The 20,911-nt window shown below is 61.9% G+C and carries 18 protein-coding genes; 8 read left to right on the top strand and 10 right to left on the bottom strand.

Going from position 1 to position 20,911, the window contains the following annotated elements; translation table 11 throughout:
* Nucleotides 1-31 precede the first annotated feature (31 nt).
* From gpsA to AB5Y97_RS07670, 3 genes are read right to left on the bottom strand one after another with little or no spacing between them, the layout of a single operon-like run.
* Nucleotides 32-1,036, bottom strand: coding sequence for an NAD(P)H-dependent glycerol-3-phosphate dehydrogenase (gpsA, locus tag AB5Y97_RS07680; RefSeq protein ID WP_201947715.1), 1,005 nt, complete (start codon nt 1,034-1,036; stop codon nt 32-34).
* 2 nt (nt 1,037-1,038) lie between these two features.
* On the bottom strand, nt 1,039-1,509 hold the full coding sequence (gene secB / locus AB5Y97_RS07675; RefSeq protein ID WP_005340639.1) for a protein-export chaperone SecB: 471 nt from the start codon (nt 1,507-1,509) through the stop codon (nt 1,039-1,041).
* A 50-nt stretch (nt 1,510-1,559) separates the two neighbouring features.
* Nucleotides 1,560-1,991 carry a rhodanese-like domain-containing protein gene (locus AB5Y97_RS07670; protein WP_005340640.1) on the bottom strand — a complete coding sequence of 144 codons (432 nt, stop codon included), beginning with the start codon at nt 1,989-1,991 and terminating at the stop codon, nt 1,560-1,562.
* Nucleotides 1,992-2,237: 246 nt separating this feature from the next.
* Here AB5Y97_RS07670 and gpmM point away from each other — a divergent pair, with 246 nt between their 5' ends.
* Complete coding sequence (gene gpmM / locus AB5Y97_RS07665; RefSeq protein WP_005356867.1) at nt 2,238-3,767, top strand: 2,3-bisphosphoglycerate-independent phosphoglycerate mutase; 1,530 nt, start codon at nt 2,238-2,240, stop codon at nt 3,765-3,767.
* A 9-nt stretch (nt 3,768-3,776) separates the two neighbouring features.
* A complete protein-coding gene (gene envC / locus AB5Y97_RS07660) occupies nt 3,777-5,129 on the top strand; it encodes a murein hydrolase activator EnvC (protein ID WP_139440669.1) in 1,353 nt (450 codons plus the stop codon).
* 132 nt (nt 5,130-5,261) lie between these two features.
* Here envC and AB5Y97_RS07655 read toward each other — a convergent pair whose 3' ends face one another.
* Entirely contained in the window at nt 5,262-5,912 is a 651-nt protein-coding gene (locus tag AB5Y97_RS07655; protein WP_042059194.1) for a Qnr family pentapeptide repeat protein, read from the bottom strand.
* An 89-nt stretch (nt 5,913-6,001) separates the two neighbouring features.
* On the opposite strand from AB5Y97_RS07655, the gene AB5Y97_RS07650 reads away from it, so the two are divergent.
* Complete coding sequence (locus AB5Y97_RS07650; protein ID WP_076493932.1) at nt 6,002-7,009, top strand: substrate-binding domain-containing protein; 1,008 nt, start codon at nt 6,002-6,004, stop codon at nt 7,007-7,009.
* Between the two features lie 84 nt (nt 7,010-7,093).
* Here AB5Y97_RS07650 and AB5Y97_RS07645 read toward each other — a convergent pair whose 3' ends face one another.
* The 3 genes from AB5Y97_RS07645 to AB5Y97_RS07635 are packed head-to-tail and all read right to left on the bottom strand — an operon-like array spanning nt 7,094 to nt 10,047.
* A complete protein-coding gene (locus tag AB5Y97_RS07645; RefSeq protein WP_005342660.1) occupies nt 7,094-7,735 on the bottom strand; it encodes a bifunctional 4-hydroxy-2-oxoglutarate aldolase/2-dehydro-3-deoxy-phosphogluconate aldolase in 642 nt (213 codons plus the stop codon).
* Between the two features lie 9 nt (nt 7,736-7,744).
* On the bottom strand, nt 7,745-9,541 hold the full coding sequence (gene edd, locus AB5Y97_RS07640) for a phosphogluconate dehydratase (protein WP_021230776.1): 1,797 nt from the start codon (nt 9,539-9,541) through the stop codon (nt 7,745-7,747).
* Nucleotides 9,538-10,047, bottom strand: coding sequence for a gluconokinase (locus AB5Y97_RS07635; protein ID WP_005340649.1), 510 nt, complete (start codon nt 10,045-10,047; stop codon nt 9,538-9,540). Before AB5Y97_RS07635 ends, edd begins: the two co-directional genes overlap by 4 nt.
* Nucleotides 10,048-10,292: 245 nt before the next feature.
* Between AB5Y97_RS07635 and gntU the strand changes: the two genes are divergently transcribed.
* The 4 genes from gntU to AB5Y97_RS07615 all read left to right on the top strand — a co-directional run bounded on the left by gntU (nt 10,293) and on the right by AB5Y97_RS07615 (nt 17,666).
* On the top strand, nt 10,293-11,633 hold the full coding sequence (gene gntU / locus AB5Y97_RS07630; protein ID WP_199427777.1) for a gluconate transporter: 1,341 nt from the start codon (nt 10,293-10,295) through the stop codon (nt 11,631-11,633).
* A gap of 150 nt (nt 11,634-11,783) precedes the next feature.
* Nucleotides 11,784-13,133 (top strand): CDP-diacylglycerol--serine O-phosphatidyltransferase, encoded by a 1,350-nt coding sequence (gene pssA, locus AB5Y97_RS07625; protein WP_162519503.1) that lies wholly within the window; start codon nt 11,784-11,786, stop codon nt 13,131-13,133.
* A 190-nt stretch (nt 13,134-13,323) separates the two neighbouring features.
* The gene (gene recG / locus AB5Y97_RS07620) at nt 13,324-15,393 is read left to right on the top strand and encodes an ATP-dependent DNA helicase RecG (protein WP_368157477.1); all 2,070 of its coding nucleotides are present in this window, start codon (nt 13,324-13,326) and stop codon (nt 15,391-15,393) included.
* Between the two features lie 143 nt (nt 15,394-15,536).
* Nucleotides 15,537-17,666 carry an AsmA family protein gene (locus AB5Y97_RS07615; RefSeq protein ID WP_368157475.1) on the top strand — a complete coding sequence of 710 codons (2,130 nt, stop codon included), beginning with the start codon at nt 15,537-15,539 and terminating at the stop codon, nt 17,664-17,666.
* Nucleotides 17,667-17,720: 54 nt separating this feature from the next.
* On the opposite strand, the gene AB5Y97_RS07610 is transcribed toward AB5Y97_RS07615, so the two are convergent.
* The gene (locus AB5Y97_RS07610) at nt 17,721-18,629 is read right to left on the bottom strand and encodes a bifunctional GNAT family N-acetyltransferase/hotdog fold thioesterase (protein WP_115544223.1); all 909 of its coding nucleotides are present in this window, start codon (nt 18,627-18,629) and stop codon (nt 17,721-17,723) included.
* A 51-nt stretch (nt 18,630-18,680) separates the two neighbouring features.
* Between AB5Y97_RS07610 and AB5Y97_RS07605 the strand changes: the two genes are divergently transcribed.
* Complete coding sequence (locus AB5Y97_RS07605; RefSeq protein WP_368157481.1) at nt 18,681-19,361, top strand: spermidine synthase; 681 nt, start codon at nt 18,681-18,683, stop codon at nt 19,359-19,361.
* Here the strand turns inward: AB5Y97_RS07605 and dtd are convergent.
* A complete protein-coding gene (gene dtd, locus AB5Y97_RS07600; RefSeq protein WP_368157473.1) occupies nt 19,350-19,787 on the bottom strand; it encodes a D-aminoacyl-tRNA deacylase in 438 nt (145 codons plus the stop codon). The genes AB5Y97_RS07605 and dtd overlap by 12 nt on opposite strands.
* Before the next feature lie 86 nt (nt 19,788-19,873).
* Nucleotides 19,874-20,746 (bottom strand): virulence factor BrkB family protein, encoded by an 873-nt coding sequence (locus AB5Y97_RS07595; RefSeq protein WP_005340664.1) that lies wholly within the window; start codon nt 20,744-20,746, stop codon nt 19,874-19,876.
* Nucleotides 20,747-20,911 lie beyond the last annotated feature (165 nt).

The following is a 20,911-nucleotide window of genomic DNA, read 5'->3' as shown; positions in this document are numbered from 1 at the left end:
GACGGGGCCTTTTGCATGGACAATCGGCAGATTACTCGTCCTTCTTGTCTCGCGACAGCAGGGCGATGGCAGCCTCTTTCGGGTTCTTACCCTCGTAGAGCACCTTGAAGATCTGCTCGCAGATGGGCATCTCGACGCCGCAGCGGGCCGCCAGCAGATGCACCTCTTTGGTGTTGCGATATCCCTCAACCACCTGACCGATCTCGGTCATTGCGGTGTTCACATCCTTGCCGGCCCCGAGGGCCAGCCCGAAGCGACGGTTGCGCGACTGGTTGTCGGTACAGGTGAGCACCAAATCCCCGAGCCCCGCCATCCCCATAAAGGTTTTGGCATCGGCACCCAGCGCCGCACCCAGACGCTGCATCTCCACCAGACCCCGGGTGATGAGCGCGGTTCTGGCATTGGCGCCAAACCCGAGCCCGTCGGAGAGACCGGCACCGATGGCGATGACGTTCTTCACCGCCCCACCCAGCTGCAGACCGACGAAGTCCGGATTGGTATAGACCCGGAAGGAGCGGCCACAGTGCAGCAGATGGGAGAGATCGTCGGCGAACTCGTCGTGAGTCGAGGCGACCGAGATGGCGGTCGGCAAACCGGCAGCCAGCTCCTTGGCGAAGGTGGGGCCGGAGATGACCGCCAGCGGCATCTCGTCACCCAGCACTTCACGAGCCACATCCTGCAGCAGACGGCCACTGTCCGGCTCCAGACCCTTGGTGGCCCAGGCGATACGGGTATCGGGGCGCAGGAAGGGCTTGATCCGGGTCAGCACATCGCCAAATACATGGCTCGGCACGACCAGCAGCAGCACGGGGGCAGCCTGTACCGCACTTTGCAGATCCGCAGTTAGCTGCAGATCGGCAGGAAAAGGGACATCAGGCAGAAAAGCCTTGTTGCAGCGGTCTTGTTCCAGCTCGGCGACATGAGCAGGGTCGTGACCCCACAGCAGGGTCGGATGACCGTTGCGCGCCAGAGAAATGGCAAGGGCGGAGCCATAAGACCCCGCCCCCAAGACCGAGATAGCGATCTGGTCAGCCATTATCAGGCTTCCGCAGTCGCCTGCTGGGCCTGTGCTTGCGCCATGTGCTGGGCAAACAGGGCATCGAAGTTGACCGGTGCCAGGTTCAGCTGCGGGAAGGAACCCTTGCTCACCATGTTGGCCACGGCTTCGCGGGCATACGGGAACAGGATGTTCGGGCAGAAGGCAGCCAGGCAGTGAGCCAGTTGCGGCTCCGGCAGGTTACCGATGGTGAAGATACCAGCTTGCTGTACTTCGCACAGGAAGGCGGTTTCGGTTTCCAGTTTGCAAGTTACGGTCAGGGTCAGGACAACCTCGTAGACGTTCTCAGCCAGGATGTTGGTCTTGGTATCCATATCCAGCTTGACGTCCGGCTGCCACTCTTTCTGGAAGATGTGCGGGGTGTTCGGCGCTTCGAAAGAGACATCCTTGGTGTAAACACGCTGGATGTGGAATTCCGGTTGTACTTCCTGGTTGTTGATCTCGTCAGCCATTTCGTTTGATTCCTTGTTATATGGATAAGTGGGCTCAGGCCCTGCTTAAATCAGCGTTTCTTGGTTACCGGCAGATTTTCTGCACGCCATTGGGCCATGCCACCGCCGAGCACATAAACCTGCTTGAAGCCAGCTTTGCTCAGCTGACGGCCCGCGCCGCCCGCAGTCATTCCCGACTCGCACACCACTATGATGGGGGCATCTTTATGCTTTTCAACCGGGCCCAGATTATTGCTCTGGATCTGGGTCAGCGGCAGGTGCTGGGCACCGGCCAGATGGCCCTTGGCGTACTCTTCCTGACTGCGAATATCCACCACGGTGGCATTCTCGCGGTTGATCAGCAGGGTCGCGGTGTGATTGTTGACGGTTTTTACCGGGGACAAACGGGCACGCACAGTGGTGTAAACCAGGGTGCCAGCCAGACCCAACCAGGCTGCGGTCAGCAGCGGGTTACGGGCCGCAAAATCCAAATACTCTTGCATCTTCTACTATCCAGGGACCAAGACAAGGGCCCGAGTATACATGGGGGTATTGATAAGATCAGCCATCTTGGCGGCAAAGCGCGAGCAGGCTCCCATCATCATTGGGCAGCGAGCATGGCAGGAAAGGCGTGGCTTGCGGGGCCGCGGGAGCGCCCCTTGGCTATCAGGTGACTATTTCGGCAGATGTAGTAATATTACGCTAGTTTCATTTCCCGCATTTTTTCCAATCCGAGAGGACATAGTCTTATGTCAACAGCTAAGAAACCTTTGGTTCTGGTCATCATGGACGGTTGGGGCTACAGCACCAAGCAAGAGCACAACGCCGTCGCTGCCGCCAAGACTCCCAACCTCGATCGTCTGGCCCGTGACTACACCAGCACCCTGATCTCCGGCTCCGGTCTGGACGTCGGTCTGCCGGATGGCCAGATGGGCAACTCCGAAGTGGGCCACGTCAATATCGGTGCCGGTCGCATCGTCTATCAGGAGCTGACCCGCATCTCCAAAGACATCCAGGACGGTGAATTCTTCCAGAACGTCGAGCTGGCCAAGGCTGTTGACGCTGCCGTGACCAACGGCAAAGCCGTTCACATCATGGGACTGATGTCCCCGGGTGGCGTACACAGCCACGAAGAGCACATCATGGGCATGATCGAAATGGCTGCCAAGCGTGGCGCCGAGAAGATCTACCTGCACGCCTTCCTGGATGGCCGTGACGTTCCGCCGCGCTCCGCCCAGTCCTCCATCGAGCTGTTCGACGCCCTGTTCGCCAAGCTGGGCAAGGGTCGTTTCGCCTCCATGATCGGTCGTTACTTCGCCATGGACCGCGACAACCGCTGGGATCGCGTGCAGCAAGCCTATGACCTGATGACCCAGGGCAAGGGCGAGTTCACCGCCGAGAGCGCCACCGAAGCACTGGCTGCCGCCTATGCCCGCGACGAGAACGACGAGTTCGTCAAGGCGACCCGCATCGGCGAAGCGGCCCCGATGGAAGATGGCGATGCGCTGATTTTCATGAACTTCCGTGCCGACCGTGCCCGTGAAATCACCCGCGCCTTCGTTGACACCGACTTCACCGGCTTCGCCCGTGCAGTCGAGCCGAAGCTGAACTTCGTGATGCTGACCGAATACGCGGCCGACATCAAAACTGCCTGTGCCTACCCGCCGACCGCTCTGGTCAACACCCTGGGTGAGTGGCTGGCCAAGCAGGGCAAGACCCAGCTGCGCATCTCCGAAACCGAGAAGTACGCTCACGTCACCTTCTTCTTCAACGGTGGCGAAGAGTCCTGCTTCACCGGCGAAGATCGCGAGATCGTGGCCAGCCCGAAAGTGGCGACTTATGACCTGCAGCCGGAGATGAGCTCCGAAGAGCTGACCGACAAGCTGGTTGCGGCCATCAAGAGCGGCAAGTACGACGTCATCATCTGTAACTACCCGAATGGCGACATGGTTGGTCACACCGGTGTATTCGATGCCGCCGTCAAAGCCTGTGAAGCTGTTGACCACTGCATCGGTCGCGTGACCGACGCGCTGGCCGAAGTGGGTGGCGAGTGCCTGATCACTGCCGACCACGGCAACGCCGAGAAGATGCTGGACGAAGAGACTGGTCAGGCCCACACCGCCCACACCAATCTGCCGGTTCCGCTCATCTATTTCGGTCGCAAAGCCGAGGTGGTTGAAGGTGGCAAACTGTCCGATCTGGCCCCCACCATGCTGACCCTGATGGGTCTGCCGGTGCCGCCGGAAATGACTGGCAAGCCCCTGATGATTCTGAAATAATCCTTCCCCATGCGGGGATGCGAAGTTATTTCACAGAAAACCAGTCGCGTCGGCCTGTTGGCCGGCGCGCTGTTTTTTTGCCTGTCGTTTGGCGCCAGCAAACCGGCTTTGGCCGCCAATCAGCAGCTGGGCACCATGCAGTCCCAGATCAAAGAGCAACAAAAGACCATCAAGCTCAGCAAGCAGGAGCTTGCCAAGCTCAATACCCAGCTCAAGGCTGACGAGCAGGCCATCTCGGCCGCCGCCGCCAAACTCAACCAGACCAGGCAGCAGTTGAAGCAGAACCAGCAGACGCTGGCGACCCTGCAAAAAGACAAGCTGGCGCTGGAAGTTCAAGCCAAACATCAGAAGCAGTTGCTGGCCAAGCAGGCGGAGAGCGCCTTTCAGGCGGGCAACCACGACTACCTGAAACTGCTGCTCAATCAGCAGGATCCGGCCAAACTGAGCCGCTCCCTCGACTACTACGACTACCTCAACAAGGCCCGCATCGAGGCCATCGACGCCCTGCGCGCCACCCGTGACAAGCTGGCGAAAAACCAGCAGGCCACCAAAGAGACCGAGACCAGACTGCAGACCCTGCTTGCCGAACAGCAGGAGCATCACCAGACCCTGCTGGCCAGCCAGCAGAGCCGGGCCAAGGTGCGCAACCAGTTGCAGCAATCGGTACAGGATGACGAGCAGAAGCTCACCAAGCTGGTCAAGGCGGAGAAAGCGCTGAAAGCCCGGCTGGAGGAGCTGCGCCGCAAGCGAGAAGAGCAGGAGCGCCGTGAACGGGCCGAGCGGGAACGGCTGGCCAAGCTGAAAGCAGAGCAGGAGCGTCAGCGCAAGCTGGCCGAACAACGCCGTGCCGAGCAACAACGACTCGCTGCCCAGCAGAACAAAACCGTCAAACCGGCAGAACCTGCCGAAGAGGTGGCCAGCAGCAAACCGGAGCGTGGCTCGGGCATCAGCAGTGCCGGTCACTACAGCGGCCTCAAGACCAATGGCAGCCTGCGCTGGCCGGTACAGGGACCGATCCTCATCTCCTATGGCTCGCCCCGTACCGCCCAGCTCAAGTGGAAAGGCACCCTGATCGGCGCCAGCGAAGGAACTCAGGTCAAGGCGGTCGCACCGGGACAAGTGGTTTACGCCGACTGGCTCGATGGCTTCGGTATGCTGCTGGTAATCGATCACGGTAAGGGCTATATGAGCCTCTACGGTCACAATCAGTCGCTGCTGCGCCAAGTTGGCCAGAACGTGGAACAGGGTGAGCCGGTGGCGCTGGTCGGTGACAGTGGCGGTCAGGACAGACCGGGCCTCTACTTCGAAATTCGCTATCAGGGCGAGGCGATCAACCCGACCAAATGGCTGGCCAAGGGTTGAGTCAACCCGGCCGACAAACGCGTCACACACTCACTAGCAAAAGCCTGCATCACGCAGGCTTTTGTCGTTTCAGGAGCGCCCTACCCACTGTCGGCCTAATTTGATGAAAAATTACCTAATTTTTCGCTCGGCTCAGGGGAAGACAACCAGACCGATCTGCTCCAGCAAGGTCTGCTGCTGATCCTCGTTGATCTGTACTCCCTGCAGATCGACCCGGCGCAGATCCAGCCCCGGCAGATCGCACTGGCGCAGATCGCAACCCTGCAGCTTGAAGCTGGTCCAGTCAATCTGGCCAAACTCGGAGCCGCTGAGATCGGAACCCGCCAGCGAGGCACCAAACAGGTTGGCCCCCTGCCAGCGGTTGCCGGTCAGCTCGCACTTCTCCAGCAGACAGCCCTCGAAGCTGGCGTAGCTGAAGTTGTTGCCGGTCAGATGGGCCTCACAGAAGTAGCTTTTGGCGGTGATCTGGTTGGCAAAGCTGGCGTGGCCGAAGTTGATGCCGACCGCCTGACAGTCGCGCATCTCCAACCCCAGACACTGGCTGCGGCTGCAATCGGCCATGGTGAGATCGCAGCGCAGGAAGCTGGCCTCGCGCAGATCGCAACCCTGCAACAGGCAGCCCCGTTCACTCTCCCGATCGTAGAAGCTGCAGTCGATGAAGCGGCTATCGCTCAAATCCAGCCAGGAGAAGTTGCAGCCGATAAAGCGGCACTCCGAGAACTGCTCCCCCTCCACATCCTGTTGCTCGAACCGGACATCCACGAACTGCTTGCCTCTGATCATCGGAAAACTCCTGCAAAAACGGCTTCATATGCTGACTTTATCCGCCAAAAACGGTAATGTTACATGTAACATCCACGCTGGACACCCCTATGAGCCCCACCCGCAAGCGCCGCCCCACCCTGCAAGATATCGCCGACCAGACCGGCGTGACCAAGATGACTGTCAGCCGCTATCTGCGCGACCCGCAGACCGTAGCGGAGGGGACCCGCGAGCGGATCGCGGCTGTGGTGGAAGAGCTGGGTTATATCCCCAACCGGGCGCCGGATATTCTCTCCAACGCGACCAGCAAGGCGATCGGCATCCTGATCCCCTCCCTCTCCAACCAGGTTTTCTCGGCGGTGATCCACGGCATCGAGTCAGTGACCCGACCGGCCGGTTACCAGACCCTGCTGGCCCACTACGGCTACAGCCCGGAGCGGGAAGAGGAGCAGGTCGCGTCCCTGCTCTCCTACCATGTGGATGGCCTCATCCTCTCCGACAGCCAGCACACCGAACGCACCCGCAAAATGATCGCCACCGCCGGCATTCCGGTGGTGGAGACCATGGATCTGCCGCAAACCCCCATCGACATGGTGGTCGGCATGGACCATAGAGCCGCGGCCCGGGCCATGGTAACAGAGATGCTGCGCCGGGGCCGACGCAAGGTGGTCTATCTGGGGGCGCGGCTCGACGTGCGTACCCAGCTGCGGATGGAGGGTTACTATCAGGCGATGACCGACTTCGGCCTCACCGGCCAGCATCTGCTGACCGAACAATCCTCCAGCTTCACTCTGGGGGGCGAGCTGCTGGATCAGGCGCTGGTGCGCTATCCCGACCTCGACGGCCTGTTCTGCACCAACGATGACCTGGCGGTGGGCGCCTTGCTGCAGTGTCAGGCCAAGTGGATCCCGGTTCCCCAGCAGATCGCCATCGCCGGTTGCAACGCCCTCGACATCGGCCACGCCATGACCCCCAAACTGGCCAGTATCGCCACCCCGCGGGAAGCGATCGGTCGGGAGGCGGCCACCATGCTGCTGGCGCGTCTCAACGGCCAATCCCAACCCGATACCCGCAAAGATATCGGCTTCTCCCTCTATGTCGGGGAGAGTCTGGGGTAATCCCTTCCCTCACCCACTTAAGTCACGCTGATAGCAAACAGGCCACCCGAGGGTGGCCTGTTTGGTTTTCTGCACAACTGAGGCTTAGCGTTTAACCAGCTCAACCGCTTCGCGGGAGAGGCGGGTCACCTCTTCCCAGTTGCCGCTCTTGACCGCATCGGCCGGCAGCATCCAGGAGCCGCCGACGGTGGCAACGCACTTGAGCGCCAGATAGTCGGCCACGTTTTTCGGGCCGATACCGCCGGTCGGGCAGAACTTCACCTGGGGCAGCGGCGCGGCAATGGCGGAGAGCGCCTTGGTGCCGCCGTTCGCTTCGGCCGGGAAAAACTTCAGATGGTCATAGCCCGCTTCCAGCGCCTGCATCACTTCAGACGGAGTTGCCACACCCGGGATCAGCGGTGCAGTGCTCTTGGCCGCGTGGGCCAGCAGGGCCGGGGTCATGCCCGGGGAGATGACGAAGCGGGCACCGGCGGCGACGGCGGCGTCAAACTGCTCGCAGTTGAGCACGGTACCGGCACCGACCATGGCATCCGGCATCGCCTTGGCAATGAGGGCGATGGCATCGAGCGCCACCGGGGTGCGCAGGGTGATTTCGAAGACAGAGATGCCGCCGTCGAGCAGCGCCTTGGCCATCGGCAGGGCCTGATCCAGCTCGTTGATAACCATCACGGGTACCAGCGGGGAGGCGGCAAACACCTCGGCCGGGGTCACTTTCCAGTTCTGCATAGCTCTTCCTTAGTCAAAGATGGTAGCGCCACACTCGGCGCTCGATACCGCGCGACGCATCACGCTGAACAGTTCACGGCCCCACCCCTCTTGTTCCAGAGTGAGGTCAATCTCGGCCTGGGTACGGCCACTCAAATCGGTCAGGCAGTCGAGACTGCCGTTTACCGCGTCAACCCGTAGCAGGTCGCCATCGGCCAGCAGGCCGATGGCCCCGCCGTGCAGCGCTTCCGGAGTGACGTGGATGGCGGCCGGGATCTTGCCGGAGGCACCGGAGAGGCGGCCATCGGTGACCAGCGCCACCTTGTAACCCGCTTTCTGCAGGTTGCCGAGCACCGGCATCAGCTTGTGCAGCTCCGGCATGCCGTTGGCGGCCGGGCCATTGTGGCGCACCACGATCACGGCATCCTGATTGAGATCGCCCGCCTTGTAGGCCGCTTCCACCGCATGCTGGGAAGAGAAGACCCGCGCTGGTGCTTCAATCACCCGATACTCGGGAGCCACGGCGGAGACCTTGACCACGGCGCGGCCCAGATTGCCCGCCAGCAGCTTGGTGCCGCCGGTGGCCTGGAATACGCTGCCGGAAGGTGACAGCACGCTCGCGTCGCCGCTCTCGCCGACCGGCTGCCATACCAGCTGGCCATCGACCAATGCCGGACGGCTGAGGTAATCCTGCATCTCGCCAAAGACCGGAGTGGCGTCCATGTGGATCAGCCCCTCTTGCGCCAGACGGCGCATCAGGCCGGGCACGCCGCCTGCCTGTTCGAAGGCGTTTACGTCGGCCGGGCCGTTCGGGTACATGCGAACCAAGAGCGGCACCACGTCGGAGAGATCGCTGATGTCATCCCAGGTCAGTACCAGACCGGCGGCGCGGGCCAGCGCCACCATGTGGATGCTGTGGTTGGTGCTGCCGCCGGAGGCGAGCAGGGCCACCAGACCGTTGACCAGCGAGCGCTCATCCAGCACCTCGCTCAGCGGGCGATAGGCCGGGGAGCCCGGGATCATGGCGCTGATACGACGGGCCGCTTCGGCGGTCAGGGCGCGGCGCAGCTCGCTATGCGGGTGCACAAAAGCAGAGCCCGGCAGCATCAGGCCCATGGCCTCGAATACCAGCTGGTTGGTGTTGGCGGTGCCGTAGAAGGTACAGGTGCCTGCCGCGTGGTAGGCGCCGCACTCCATCTCCAGCAGGGCGTCGCGACCCACTTCACCGGCGGCGTACTTCTGACGCACCTTCACCTTCTCGTCGTTGCTGATGCCGCTCGCCATCGGGCCGGCAGGAACAAATGCAGTCGGCAGGTGAGCGTGAGAGAGGGCCCCCATGATCTGGCCCGGAGCGATCTTGTCGCAGATGCCGAGCAGCAGGGTGGCATCGAAGGTGTTGTGAGAAAGAGAGAGCGCGGTCGCCTGGGCGATCAGGTCGCGGGAGAAGAGGGACATGTCCATCCCCGGCTGACCCTGGGTCACGCCATCGCACATGGCGGGCACGCCGCCAGCAACCTGGGCGCTGTGGCCCAGCTCGGCCAGCACTGCCTTGATCTGATCCGGATAGCCCTGATAGGGCTGATGGGCGCTCAACATATCGTTGTAGGCGGTGACGATGCCGACGTTGGCGCGGGTCATATCGAGAATGCGACCCTTCTCGTCACTGCTGCAGGCGGCCACGGCGTGGGCCAGGTTGCCACAGGCCAGCGCGGCGCGGGTCTTGCCCTGCTCTGCCTGACGCTGGATGCGGGCCAGAAATGCCTGACGACGGGCGACACTGCGCTCGCGGATGCGGGCGGTGACGTCGGAAATTACCTGATGAATCATTGGGCTTGCTCCAATGCTGTGACGGCGCGGTCAACCACCTGTTCGAAGGTGCCGTCTATATCAATGTGGAATACACCGGCTTCGCCATCCGGGCGCTCCAGAGTATCGAACTGACTTTGTACCATGCTTTCACGCATGAAATGGCCCTTGCGGGCACGCATCCGCTCGAGGATCAACGGCTGGCTGCCATCGAGGAAGATGAAGCTGACCGACTCGTTGCCTTCGCGGATCTGGTCGCGGTACTTCTTTTTGAGGGCGGAACAGACAATGATGCCGGTCTCGTTCTTCTGCTCGAGACTGTAGGCGGCGTCGCGGATCCGCTCCAGCCAGGGGGCACGATCCTCATCGTTGAGGGGGTTGCCGCCAGCCATCTTCTGGATGTTGGCCTTGGGGTGCAGGTCATCACCATCGATGAACTTGGCGCCCAGCGCTTCGGCCACTTTCAGACCCACGCTGGATTTGCCGCTACCACACACACCCATCACGATAATGCACTTACCCGCCATAATTTGACCTCTGTCCCACTTTTCAAAAAACCAGCTGTTGATGGGTTCTAATCTAACACGTTACCGGTAACATGTTACCGGTAACGATTGAAAATGTGAAGTCTGCCACAGACTGAGCAAACCCATAGTCACCTGGGCATATGATGTTGAGCCCTTGCCATAAATCTAAATAAATCATAAAGATATGGTTTGCCGACGGATCGGCAAGGTGTCACGACTGAACTTGGAAAAAGGAACGCATAACAATGTCTGACCTCTCCCTGATCATGACAGCCGCCGGCTCGATTGTGCTGCTGCTCTTCCTGGTGATGAAGGCCCGGCTCCACGCCGTGGTAGCCCTGATCCTGGTCTCCATGGTGGCGGGTCTCGCCGCTGGCATGAATCCGGCCGACATCGCCAACACCATCCAGAAAGGGATGGGTGGCACCCTCGGTTTCGTCGCGGTAGTGGTGGCGCTGGGCGCCATGTTTGGCAAGGTGATGGAAGTGACCGGTGCTCTAGACCGGGTGGCTCACACCCTCCTCGGCAAGTTCGGCGTCAAGCGCGCCAACTGGGCCATGGCCCTGACCGGCTTTGTCTGCGCCCTGCCGCTCTTCTTCGATGTGGCCGTGGTGCTGCTGATCGGCGTCGCCTTCGCCATCGTCCGTCGTGGCGGCGGCAGCGTGGTGAAGATCGGTATCGCTCTGCTGGCCGGTATCGCCACTTGCCAAGCCTTCCTTATCCCGGCGCCGGGCCCGATCCTGGTGGCATCCCAGCTGGGTGCCGACTTCGGCTACATGATCCTGTTCGGCCTGATCGCCGCCGTACCGGCGCTGATCCTTGCTGGCCCGCTGTTCGGTGACTTCATCAGCAAGATCGTCGATGTGCCGCTGCCTGCCGATGCCCAGAACAGCATCCACGATGACAGCAAATCCCTGCCCTCCTTTGGGCTGGCCATGGGCCTCATCGGTTTGCCGCTGCTGCTGATCGGCCTCAAGACCATCGTCGGTCGCTTCGTCGAGGCAGGCTCCACCCTGCACAACTGGCTGGAGTTCATCGGTCACCCCTTCACCGCCATCATGGTCGCCTGTCTGGCCGCCTTCTATCTGCTGGGTATTCGCCGCGGCATGTCCCGTGACGAGGTGATGAGCGTCTGCAACAGCGCCATCCAGCCGGCGGGCGTCATCATTCTGGTGACCGGTGCCGGTGGCGTCTTCAAGCAGGTGCTGGTTGATTCCGGTGTGGGTGCTGCCCTTGGCAACATGCTGGCCGATTCCGGTCTGCCCATCGTCGCGCTGGCCTTTATCCTGGCTGCTGCGGTACGGGTGATTCAGGGCTCCGCCACCGTCGCCATGCTGACCGCCTGTGGTCTGGTGCTGCCGATGCTGGAGCCCCTCGGTCTGAACGGCGCCCAGCTGGCGGCCGTCACCATCGCCATCGGCGGCGGTGCCATCGTGCTCTCCCACGTCAACGACTCCGGTTTCTGGCTGGCCAACCGTTACCTCGGCCTCACCGAGAAGCAGACCCTGCAGACCTGGACCGTGATGGAGACCATCATCGGCACCACCGGCGGCGTGATGGCGATGATCATCTACAGCTTCCTCTGACAAGGGCGAAATGCTGACAAAAAGGCCTCACTCGTGAGGCCTTTTTCATCTTTCTGATGATTCTTGCTTTGGCCCAGAGGGCGAGATTGCTAGAATCGCCTATTCATCGCTCCGAGTGGAACGCTTAACCCCGTGATTTCAGGTTTATCTATGCATTCATCGGCCCATTATCGACAACTGCTGGCGCGCCTGCCCCAGATCGCCGTCGCAGCGGATCAGTTTGAAGTGCTCTACAGCGCCCAGGATTTCAAACGCCGCATTCTTGCGCTTATCGCCAGTGCCACCCGGCGCATCTATCTGGTCGCGCTCTATCTGCAGGATGACGAAGCAGGCCGGGAGATCCTCTCCGCCCTCTACGCCGCCAAGCGGCGCAATCCGGCCCTCGACATCAAGCTGTTCGTCGACTTCCACCGTGCCCAGCGCGGCCTGATCGGCAAAGGCAAGCAGGGCGGCAACCACCTGATGTATCAGGCCATGGCTGCCGAACACGAGCACCAGATCGAAATCTACGGCGTACCGGTCAAGGGGCGCGAGCTGCTCGGCGTGCTCCACCTCAAGGGCTTCATCTTCGATGATGTGGTGCTCTACTCCGGCGCCAGCCTCAACGACATCTACCTGCACCAGCAGGATCGCTACCGCTTCGATCGCTATCACCAGATCACCAGCCCGGAGCTGGCCCGCAGCATGGTCAACTACGTGGATGATCTGTTCGTGAAGAGCGACGCGGTGCAGCGACTGGATCACAGCGACATCCCCAGCGCCAAACAGCTGAAAGGGCCGATCCGCCGCTTCAAGCAGAACCTGCGCCAGAGCCAGTACCGCTTCAGCACCATGCCGGTCAACACCCAGGAGGTGGCCGTCACCCCCATGGTGGGTCTGGGCAAGCGCAACAATCAGCTCAACCTGATGATCCGCAATCTGGTGCGTGCCACCGAGCGGGAGATCTTCATCTGCACCCCTTACTTCAACCCGCCCAAGGAGTTGAGCAAGGATATCGAGGATCTGCTGCAGCGCGGTTGCAAGGTGACCATCGTAGTGGGCGACAAGACCGCCAACGACTTCTTCATCCCGCCGGAGGAGAAGTTCTCCACCATTGGCGGCCTGCCCTATCTCTACGAAACCAACCTGCGCAAGTTTGCCGAGCGCAACCAGCGCCACATCGACGACGGTCGCCTCAACCTGATGCTCTGGTGTTGCGAGCGCAACTCCTACCATCTCAAGGGGATCTTCGTGGATGACGAGTGGGCCCTGCTCACCGGCAACAACCTCAACCCCCGCGCCTGGGCGCTGGATCTGGAGAATGGCCTGCTGGTACACGATCGCCGCCACCTGCTGCGTCCCCAGTTCAATGCGGAGCGGGAGAACATCCTGACCAACACCAAGCGGATCAGCCACTTCGATCAGGTGGAGCAGATTCAGGACTACCCGGAACAGGTGCGCAAGCTGCTGGGACGGATCCACCGGGTCAAGGCCCACCTGCTGCTTAAACGCATCATCTGACCCTGGGCGCCATGCGCCCGCACCTTGCCTGTTGGCAACCACACAAAGGCCTCCCGTTTTCGGCAGGCCTTTGTTATATCCGCCGTTTCCCCTACGTTGGCGGCCCTGCCAGCAGCAACTCGGCTTGCATCGGCCCCTCAACAACCCCTATCATCTGGACATATTTACAGTGTTTTCGGGCATCTAATTGATGAAATTGGATAAAATTCCTCTCGATAGCCTCAAGGGTGTCGGCAGCAAGATGCTGGAGAAGCTCGAGCGGCTGGGGCTGGCCACGGTACAGGATCTGCTGTTCCACCTCCCCCTGCGCTACGAGGACCGTACCCAGGTGTGGCCCATCGGCGATCTGCCGCCCGGTCTGCACGGCGCCGTCGAGGGCGAAATCCAGGACACTCAGCTGGTGATGGGGCGCCGCCGCATGATGGTCTGTCGCATCAGCGATGGCACCGGCACCCTCACCCTGCGCTTCTTCAACTTCACCGCCGCCCAGAAAAACAGTCTGGCGGCGGGCCGCCTGATCCGCTGCTTTGGCGAGGTGCGCCCCGGCAAATACGGGCTGGAGATGGCCCACCCCGAGTACAAGCTGCTCGGCGAGGAGCAAGCCGGTCAGACCGAAGAGGCGCTCACCCCCGTCTACCCGACTACCGAAGGGCTGCGCCAGCTCACCCTGCGCAACCTCACCGATCAGGCGCTGGCCCAGCTCGATCTCTATGGCGTGGAGGAGCTGCTGCCCGCCGGACTCTATCCCCATCAGATTGAGCTGGCCGCCGCCCTGAAGCTGCTGCACCGCCCGCCTCCCTCGGTGGCGCTGCCGCTGCTGGAAAGCGGCCAGCATCCGGCCCAGCAGCGACTGGTACTGGAGGAGCTGCTGGCGCACAACCTCTCGGTCTTGAAGGTGCGCGCTCAGGCACAAACCCAGCTGGCCCGCGCCCTCAAACCAGCGCCCGAGCTAGTTGAACAGCTGCTCGGCGCCCTGCCGTTCAAGCCCACCGGCGCCCAGAGCCGGGTAGTAGCGGAGATAAGTAAGGATCTGCAACAGAGCCACCCCATGATGCGGCTGGTGCAGGGGGATGTGGGATCCGGCAAGACCCTGGTCGCAGCGCTGGCCGCCCTGCAGGCCATCGGCAACGGCTGTCAGGTGGGGCTGATGGCGCCGACCGAGCTGCTGGCAGAACAGCACGCCATCAACTTCGCCAAGTGGCTGGAGCCGCTCGGCATCGGAGTCGGCTGGCTGGCGGGCAAACAGAAAGGCAAGGCGCGGGAAGAGTCGGTGGCCGCGATCAAAGATGGCAGCGTCAAGATGGTGGTGGGCACCCACGCCATCTTTCAGGAGCAGGTGGTGTTCCAGCGTCTGGCGCTGGTCATCATCGATGAACAGCACAGATTCGGGGTGCATCAGCGCCTCGCCCTGCGCGAGAAAGGGGAACGTGAGGGGGTGCATCCCCATCAACTCATCATGACCGCCACCCCGATCCCCCGCACCCTGGCGATGACCGCCTATGCCGACCTCGACACCTCGGTCATCGACGAACTGCCGCCGGGCCGCACCCCCATCACCACAGTCGCGCTGCCCGACAGCCGTCGCGGCGATGTAATCGAGCGGGTCAAACTCGCCTGCACCGAGGGCAAGCAGGCCTACTGGGTCTGCACCCTGATCGAGGAGTCGGAGGTGCTGGAGTGTCAGGCCGCCGAGGATACCGCTGCCGAGCTGCAGAACCTGTTGCCCGGTCTGCATATCGGGCTGGTACACGGCCGGATGCGGCCGGTGGAGAAACAACGGGTGATGGAGGAGTTCAAGGCAGGCATACTGCAACTGCTGGTCGCCACCACCGTCATCGAGGTGGGGGTGGATGTGCCCAACGCCAGCCTGATGATCATCGAGAACCCGGAACGGCTCGGGCTGGCGCAGTTGCACCAGCTGCGCGGCCGGGTTGGCCGGGGGGCGGTGGCCTCTCACTGCGTGCTGCTCTATCATGCCCCCTTGTCCAAGACGGCCCAGAGCCGGCTCGGGGTGCTGCGGGAGACCAACGACGGCTTCCTCATCGCCCAGCGCGATCTGGAACTGCGCGGCCCGGGGGAACTGCTCGGCACCCGCCAGACCGGTCTGGCCGATCTCAAGATCGCTGATCTGGTGCGGGATCAGCCGCTTATTCCACAGGTGCAAAAAATGGCGCGCTTCCTTATGGATAGGCACCCAAGCCATGTCGAACCCTTGATTCGCCGTTGGCTCGGCTTACGGGATCACTATTCCAATGCCTGATCGAGGTAGATGCAGAAGATGGGCACATGTCCTTATGGATAGGCATCCGAGTCATGTCGAACCCTTGATACGGCGCTGGCTCGGTCTGCGAGACCACTACTCAAACGCCTGACAACCAATCCCAAAACAGGAGGAAAGCACCCATGAATTCCTGGCTACGCGGCCTGCTCTACACCTTCGCCTTCCTGCTGCTGTTTGTCTGGGTTGCCCTCGGCCTGTTCGACGCCGAGCGCGCCAAAGGCCCCATCGCCAGCTGGATCAGCCAGCAGACCGGCGTGCCGGTCACCATAGGGCGACTGGTGTTCAACCCGCTGCACCCTTACACCCTGCTGGCAGAGCAGGTGCGTTACGGCGATGCAGTCTCACTCGACAAGATCTATCTGGAAATCGAGAGCATCGACTGGCTGAGCCGCGACGTGCGCATCGCCCATCTCGATCTCATTCGTCCCGCCATCAAGCTGCCGCTGCCTCAATCGTTATCCAATCTGCTACCGAGCCTGCCGGTGCACTCCCTCACCATCAGTGACAGCACCATAGACCGGCTCAGTCTGGAGAGCCCCGAGCTGACCCTGCGCGGCCTCAATGCCACCCTGAGTGACTGGGAGCTGATCGACCCGAAACGGCAGCCACAGGCCAACCTGAGCCTCAATATCGGCCAGCTGGAGACCCCACAGTTCACCTTCGCCCGCCTCAACCTGCAAGGAAGGCTGGAAGGGGAAGTGCTGCGCAGCGACAAGCTGGTGACCAACCTGTTTGACGGTCTGCTGGAGAGCGGCATGGTGCTGGACTGGCCCGCTCGCACCCTGCAACTGCACGATCTCAAGGCGCGCGGCATGCGGGTGGAGCTGGGCGATCTGACACAACAAGGCTTCCCGCAGCGCTTCCCGTTGCAAAGCGTGTCGCTGGATCGCGGTCATCTGGACGGCGTCAGCCTCAACGACATCAATCAGGAGCTCTCCTTCAACAACTTCAGCGGCCAGCTCACCGCCTTCAACTGGCAGGCGGGCAACCAGCCCACCGGCTATCTGAGCGGCACCCTGGGCGACATGGGCCGCGGCCTGTTCCAGCTGGAGGAGATCAAGGGCAAGCTCGCCTTCTCGCCCCAGCAGATCGACGGTGAACTGCGGGGCAAGGCCTATGAAGGGGAGTTCAATGTCGAGCTCTCCCTCGATAGCCAGCAGCAGAAGCTGACCCTGAAAGACGTGGCGCTGAGCGGCATGGATATCAGCCTGCCACAGGGGTGGTGGCAGGATTGGCAGAGCTGGCGCCCGCAGCAGGTCGATATCCGCAAGCTGGCGTTCGACAAGCTCAAGGTGCTCTCCTTCGACGATTCCATCCCTCTGTCGCTGACCGGCTGGCAGCTCTATCTGAGTGATCTCGCCCTGCGCGATAACCAACCCGGCCCGCTGCTCGGCCGCGCCCGTATCGAGAGCAAGTGGTTCGAGCTGGTGTGGGATGGCCTCAGCGCCCGCAACGGCGAGCTGGATGGGGAACTGACCCCCGGCTCCTGGCAACTGGGCAAACTCACCAGCTCGCTGCCGGATGAGGGCAGCCTCAGCATGAGCGGCCAGTGGGGCCGCGAACCGGGCCAGAACAGCCGCCTCCAACTGCAGGCGACCAAGCTGGATCTGCAGCAATGGGGCAAGATATTCCACTTCCCTGTCTCGTTCGCTGGCAAGGCGGACGTGAGCGCCGACCTGCAAGCCGAACACGGCAAAACGGCGGGCGAGTGGCGCCAGACCCTGCAGGGCAGCTTTGCCCTCGATGCCGACGAGCCGTTCTGGGACAAAGTAAAGATAGATCCGCTGCTGGATGAGTGGTTCAAGGGCGCGACCCCGCCCACCCTGACGCCGGATCAGCTGTGGCAGGCGATGCAGGAGGGTGACACCCCCTTCTACCGCATCAAGCTGCAGGGCAAGATCGACAAGGGGCAACTACAAGTCGAGCAGGCTGGCGCCTCCACCATCACCCATCTGCTGGCGCTGCAAGGGGGGATCGATCTGGTCAACGAACAGTGGCAGCTCGATCTGGGGATCCTCAACGGCAACCGCTGCGCCGAGCTGCTCGGCCAGTGGCGCGGGCCGCTAACTGCCCCCACGTTGGCCTGGAGCTTCCCGCAGAAGCAGGACTCTTGCGGCTGGGAAGTGGGAGTACGCTATCCGCCGCAAGGCAACAGTGCGCCGCTCTGGCGACCGGCTCCCGCAACGAAAGCCCAAAACCAGGCCCAAGTGCAGACCCAAGCCGGGCAGACAAGCGACAGCCAGCAAGGGTAAAAACAGACAGGGCCTCATGATGAGGCCTTGTTGTTTGATGGGGAAACGACGCGGTTACTGGCCCGGGCGGCGGGGCGGCTGCACCACGTAGTGACCGCAGAACTCCGCCGCCAGCTTGCTGCCGCTGAACAGCTGGATCTTGAGGCTGAAGGTGGCAGGCTCCCCCCGTTTGAGCGGCTGCAGCACGGCGGGCATCCCCTCGCGGGCCACTCGCGCCTCGGGCTCCTCATCGACCGGGCCATGATATTTGATGGTGCTCTCGGCCAGCACCGGCTCGCCCACCAGCCCCTCCTCTTTAAGCTGCAGCCAGATCAGCCCCCAGCCCGCCAGCACGCACTGGCTGTAGACACTGCCGGCGAACATGCTGCCATGCACGTTGAAGTTGGCCGCCAGATTGGCCTTGAGGTGGAAGGTCTGGCCGTCGTAGTGGCTGATGTGCATCCCCATCTTCTCGCTGATGGGCACCCCGCGCGACCAGCGGGTGGTGAGATCCTGACACCACTCCGGCCGATACTGGATAGTCTGCAACGGGCTCAGGGATTTGATCATCTGGCGATGGGGAATGCGGCCAAAGGAGACGGGGCCGCCCCCTACTTCGAGAAAGCCGCACTTGCGATAGAACTCCACCGCCTCCTGACGGGCGTTCATCACCAGCCGTTTCACCTTCTCGCTGCGGGCCAACTGCTCGAGATCTTCCACCATTTGGGCACCCAGCCCCTGGCCGCGGTATTCGGGACGCAGCGCCATAAAGCGGATCTGCGCCTCGTCACCACCGATAAAGAGGCGGCCCACCGCAATGGGAGTGCCATCGGGTGCCAGCATCAGCCGGTGAATGGCGACGGTGTCGTACTCGTCCCGCTCGGAACCGACGGGCAGATTGAAGGGTTTACGCAGAAGTTCCCAGCGCAACTGGTAGTAGGCATCCAGCTCGGCGACTGTCTGAGGGGTGACTACCCGGTACATAGTTTCATCCTTGAGTTACACTGGTCGGAAACCATCTTGCCGTGCAAATTCATGGACTTCAATCTGCAAGCGTACCAAGCCGATCACTTGTTGCACCTCAGCGTCAAACCCCAGCGCCGCCTCACGGTACAGGAAAATGACCAGCACCGCTGGCTGGAGATAGACGGCGTGGTGCAATCCGCCATGTCGCTCGCCGACCCCGCGATCCTCTGTCTGCCCCATCAACGGGTCATCGCATGCCTGCTGCCGGAGCAGGCCACCCGGATCCTAGAACTGGGTCTGGGTGGCGGCGATCTCACCCGCCATCTGAGTCAGCGCTGGCCCGATGCACGCCACGAGTGCGTTGACCTCGACGAAGAGGTACTGACCGTTTATCAGCAGTTTTTCCAGTATCAGGAGAGCGATGAACACGCCGCTCCGGCACTCCATCAGGTCGATGCCCTCGCCTTTTTGGAGCAGAGCGAACAGCAGTACGATCTCATCCTGCTCGATCTCTTCAGTCAGGATGGCAACCCGCTGCTGCTGTTTCAGGAGCGACTCTACCGGGCGCTGGCTCCCCGCCTCTGCGGCACGCTGGTGATCAACCTGCTGCCACGCACCGCGCTTGAGCTAACCCACGCCCTGACGCTGATCGAACAGTGGATTGGCCCGGCAACCCCCTATCCGGTAGCGGGGCTTATCAACGTGATCGTCCACGTCACACCGCGGGACGAAACATCCTCAGACCTGTAGCCAGAAGGTCGTTGGCCCCTCGTTGACCAGCGCCACCTTCATGTCGGCGGCAAAACGCCCGGTTGCGGTCGGGATGCCGCTGGCAGCAGCCTTGGCCACGAAGTAGTCATAGAGGCGCTCGGCCTCGCTCGGGTGAGCTCCGCAGGAGAAGCTGGGGCGCATCCCGCTCTTGGTGTCGGCCGCTAGGGTAAACTGGGAGACCACCAGCTGGCTGCCGCCGATCTGGCTGACATTGAGGTTCATCTTGCCATTCTCGTCACTGAAGACCCGATAGCCGCTCACCTTGTGCAGCAGCTTGTCGGCCTTGGCCTCATCATCCCCCTGCTCCACCCCGAGCAGTACCAGCAGCCCCTGACCGATGGCGCCGGTCACCTCCCCCTCGACAGTCACGCTGGCCTCGCTGACCCGCTGAATCAATGCAATCACATCCCTCTCCTTTGAAAACAGCACGACCGCCCCCTCACAGGGGCGGTCGTCGATGCTACCAATAAACCAATGGCCAAGGCGATGGCTTAGCCCAGCTCCTCACTCGCCGGTTTCTCATATTCACCGAGGCAGGCCGTGGTTTCAGCCCCCAGCAGCACCACTAGCCAGCTGAGATAGACCCAGACAAACAGGATCGGGATGGTGGCCAGCGCGCCGTAGATGGCCTGATAGGAGGGGAAGTTGGTGATGTAGATGGCAAAGCCGCGCTTGGCCAGCTCGAACAGGGTCGCAGCTACCAGCGCACCGATAAAGGCGTGGATCAGCCGCACCTTGCAGTTAGGTACCACGGTATAGACCAGCAGGAAGGTGAGCACCGAGAAGAGGAATGGCAAGCCGCGCAGCAGCAGATAACCGATGCCGAACAGGCTCTCGGCGCCAAACAGCCGCAGCGAGAAGATGTAGGAGGAGATGGCGATACTGGCCCCGATAAGCACGGGCCCCAGGGTCAGGATCATCCAGTACATGGCAAAGGCCTGCGCCAGCGGGCGGCCTTGGGTCGAACGCCAGATGTAGTTGAGGTTCTTGTCGATGGCGGAGATCAGCATCAGCGCCACCACCACCAGCGCCCCTATCCCCACGGCCGTGGTGTTGGTTGCATTGGCGACGAAGCCGTCGATGTACTCCTTGAGCATGTCGCCCGCGGTCGGCACGAAGTTGTGGTAGACGAACTGCTCCATCGCCTGCTTGAGGCTCTGGAACACCGGGAAGGCTGACATCATGCCAAAGACCACGGCGATCATCGGCACCAGCGAAAGCAGGGTGACATAGGCCAGATAACCGGCGGTAACCGTCAATCTGTCCTGCTGGAAACGGCCCCAGACAAACTGGGCAAAGTGGCGGCCATCATGGCGCAAGAAGGAGAGGGCGTGGGCCAAACGGCCGCTGACAGGCTGCTGCATCTTGATTCTCGTTAGCGTCATAGTGGCAATATTGTGTCAGAGGAGAGCGCTGTTTGACCACCTTTGCACCCGATTTGCCTCCATCTGCCCCAACCTGTCACCCGGATGGCGTATCTGGCTGTCGTCAGAAGCAGAGATAAAAACGGCCCCGCTATGGGGCCGTTT

It is taken from the genome of Aeromonas sp. R10-2 (genome assembly GCF_040908445.1).
Taxonomy (GTDB): Bacteria; Pseudomonadota; Gammaproteobacteria; order Enterobacterales; family Aeromonadaceae; genus Aeromonas; species Aeromonas veronii.
The sequence above is the reverse complement of the archived record's forward strand: the minus strand, read 5'-3'. Positions and strand labels throughout refer to the sequence as shown.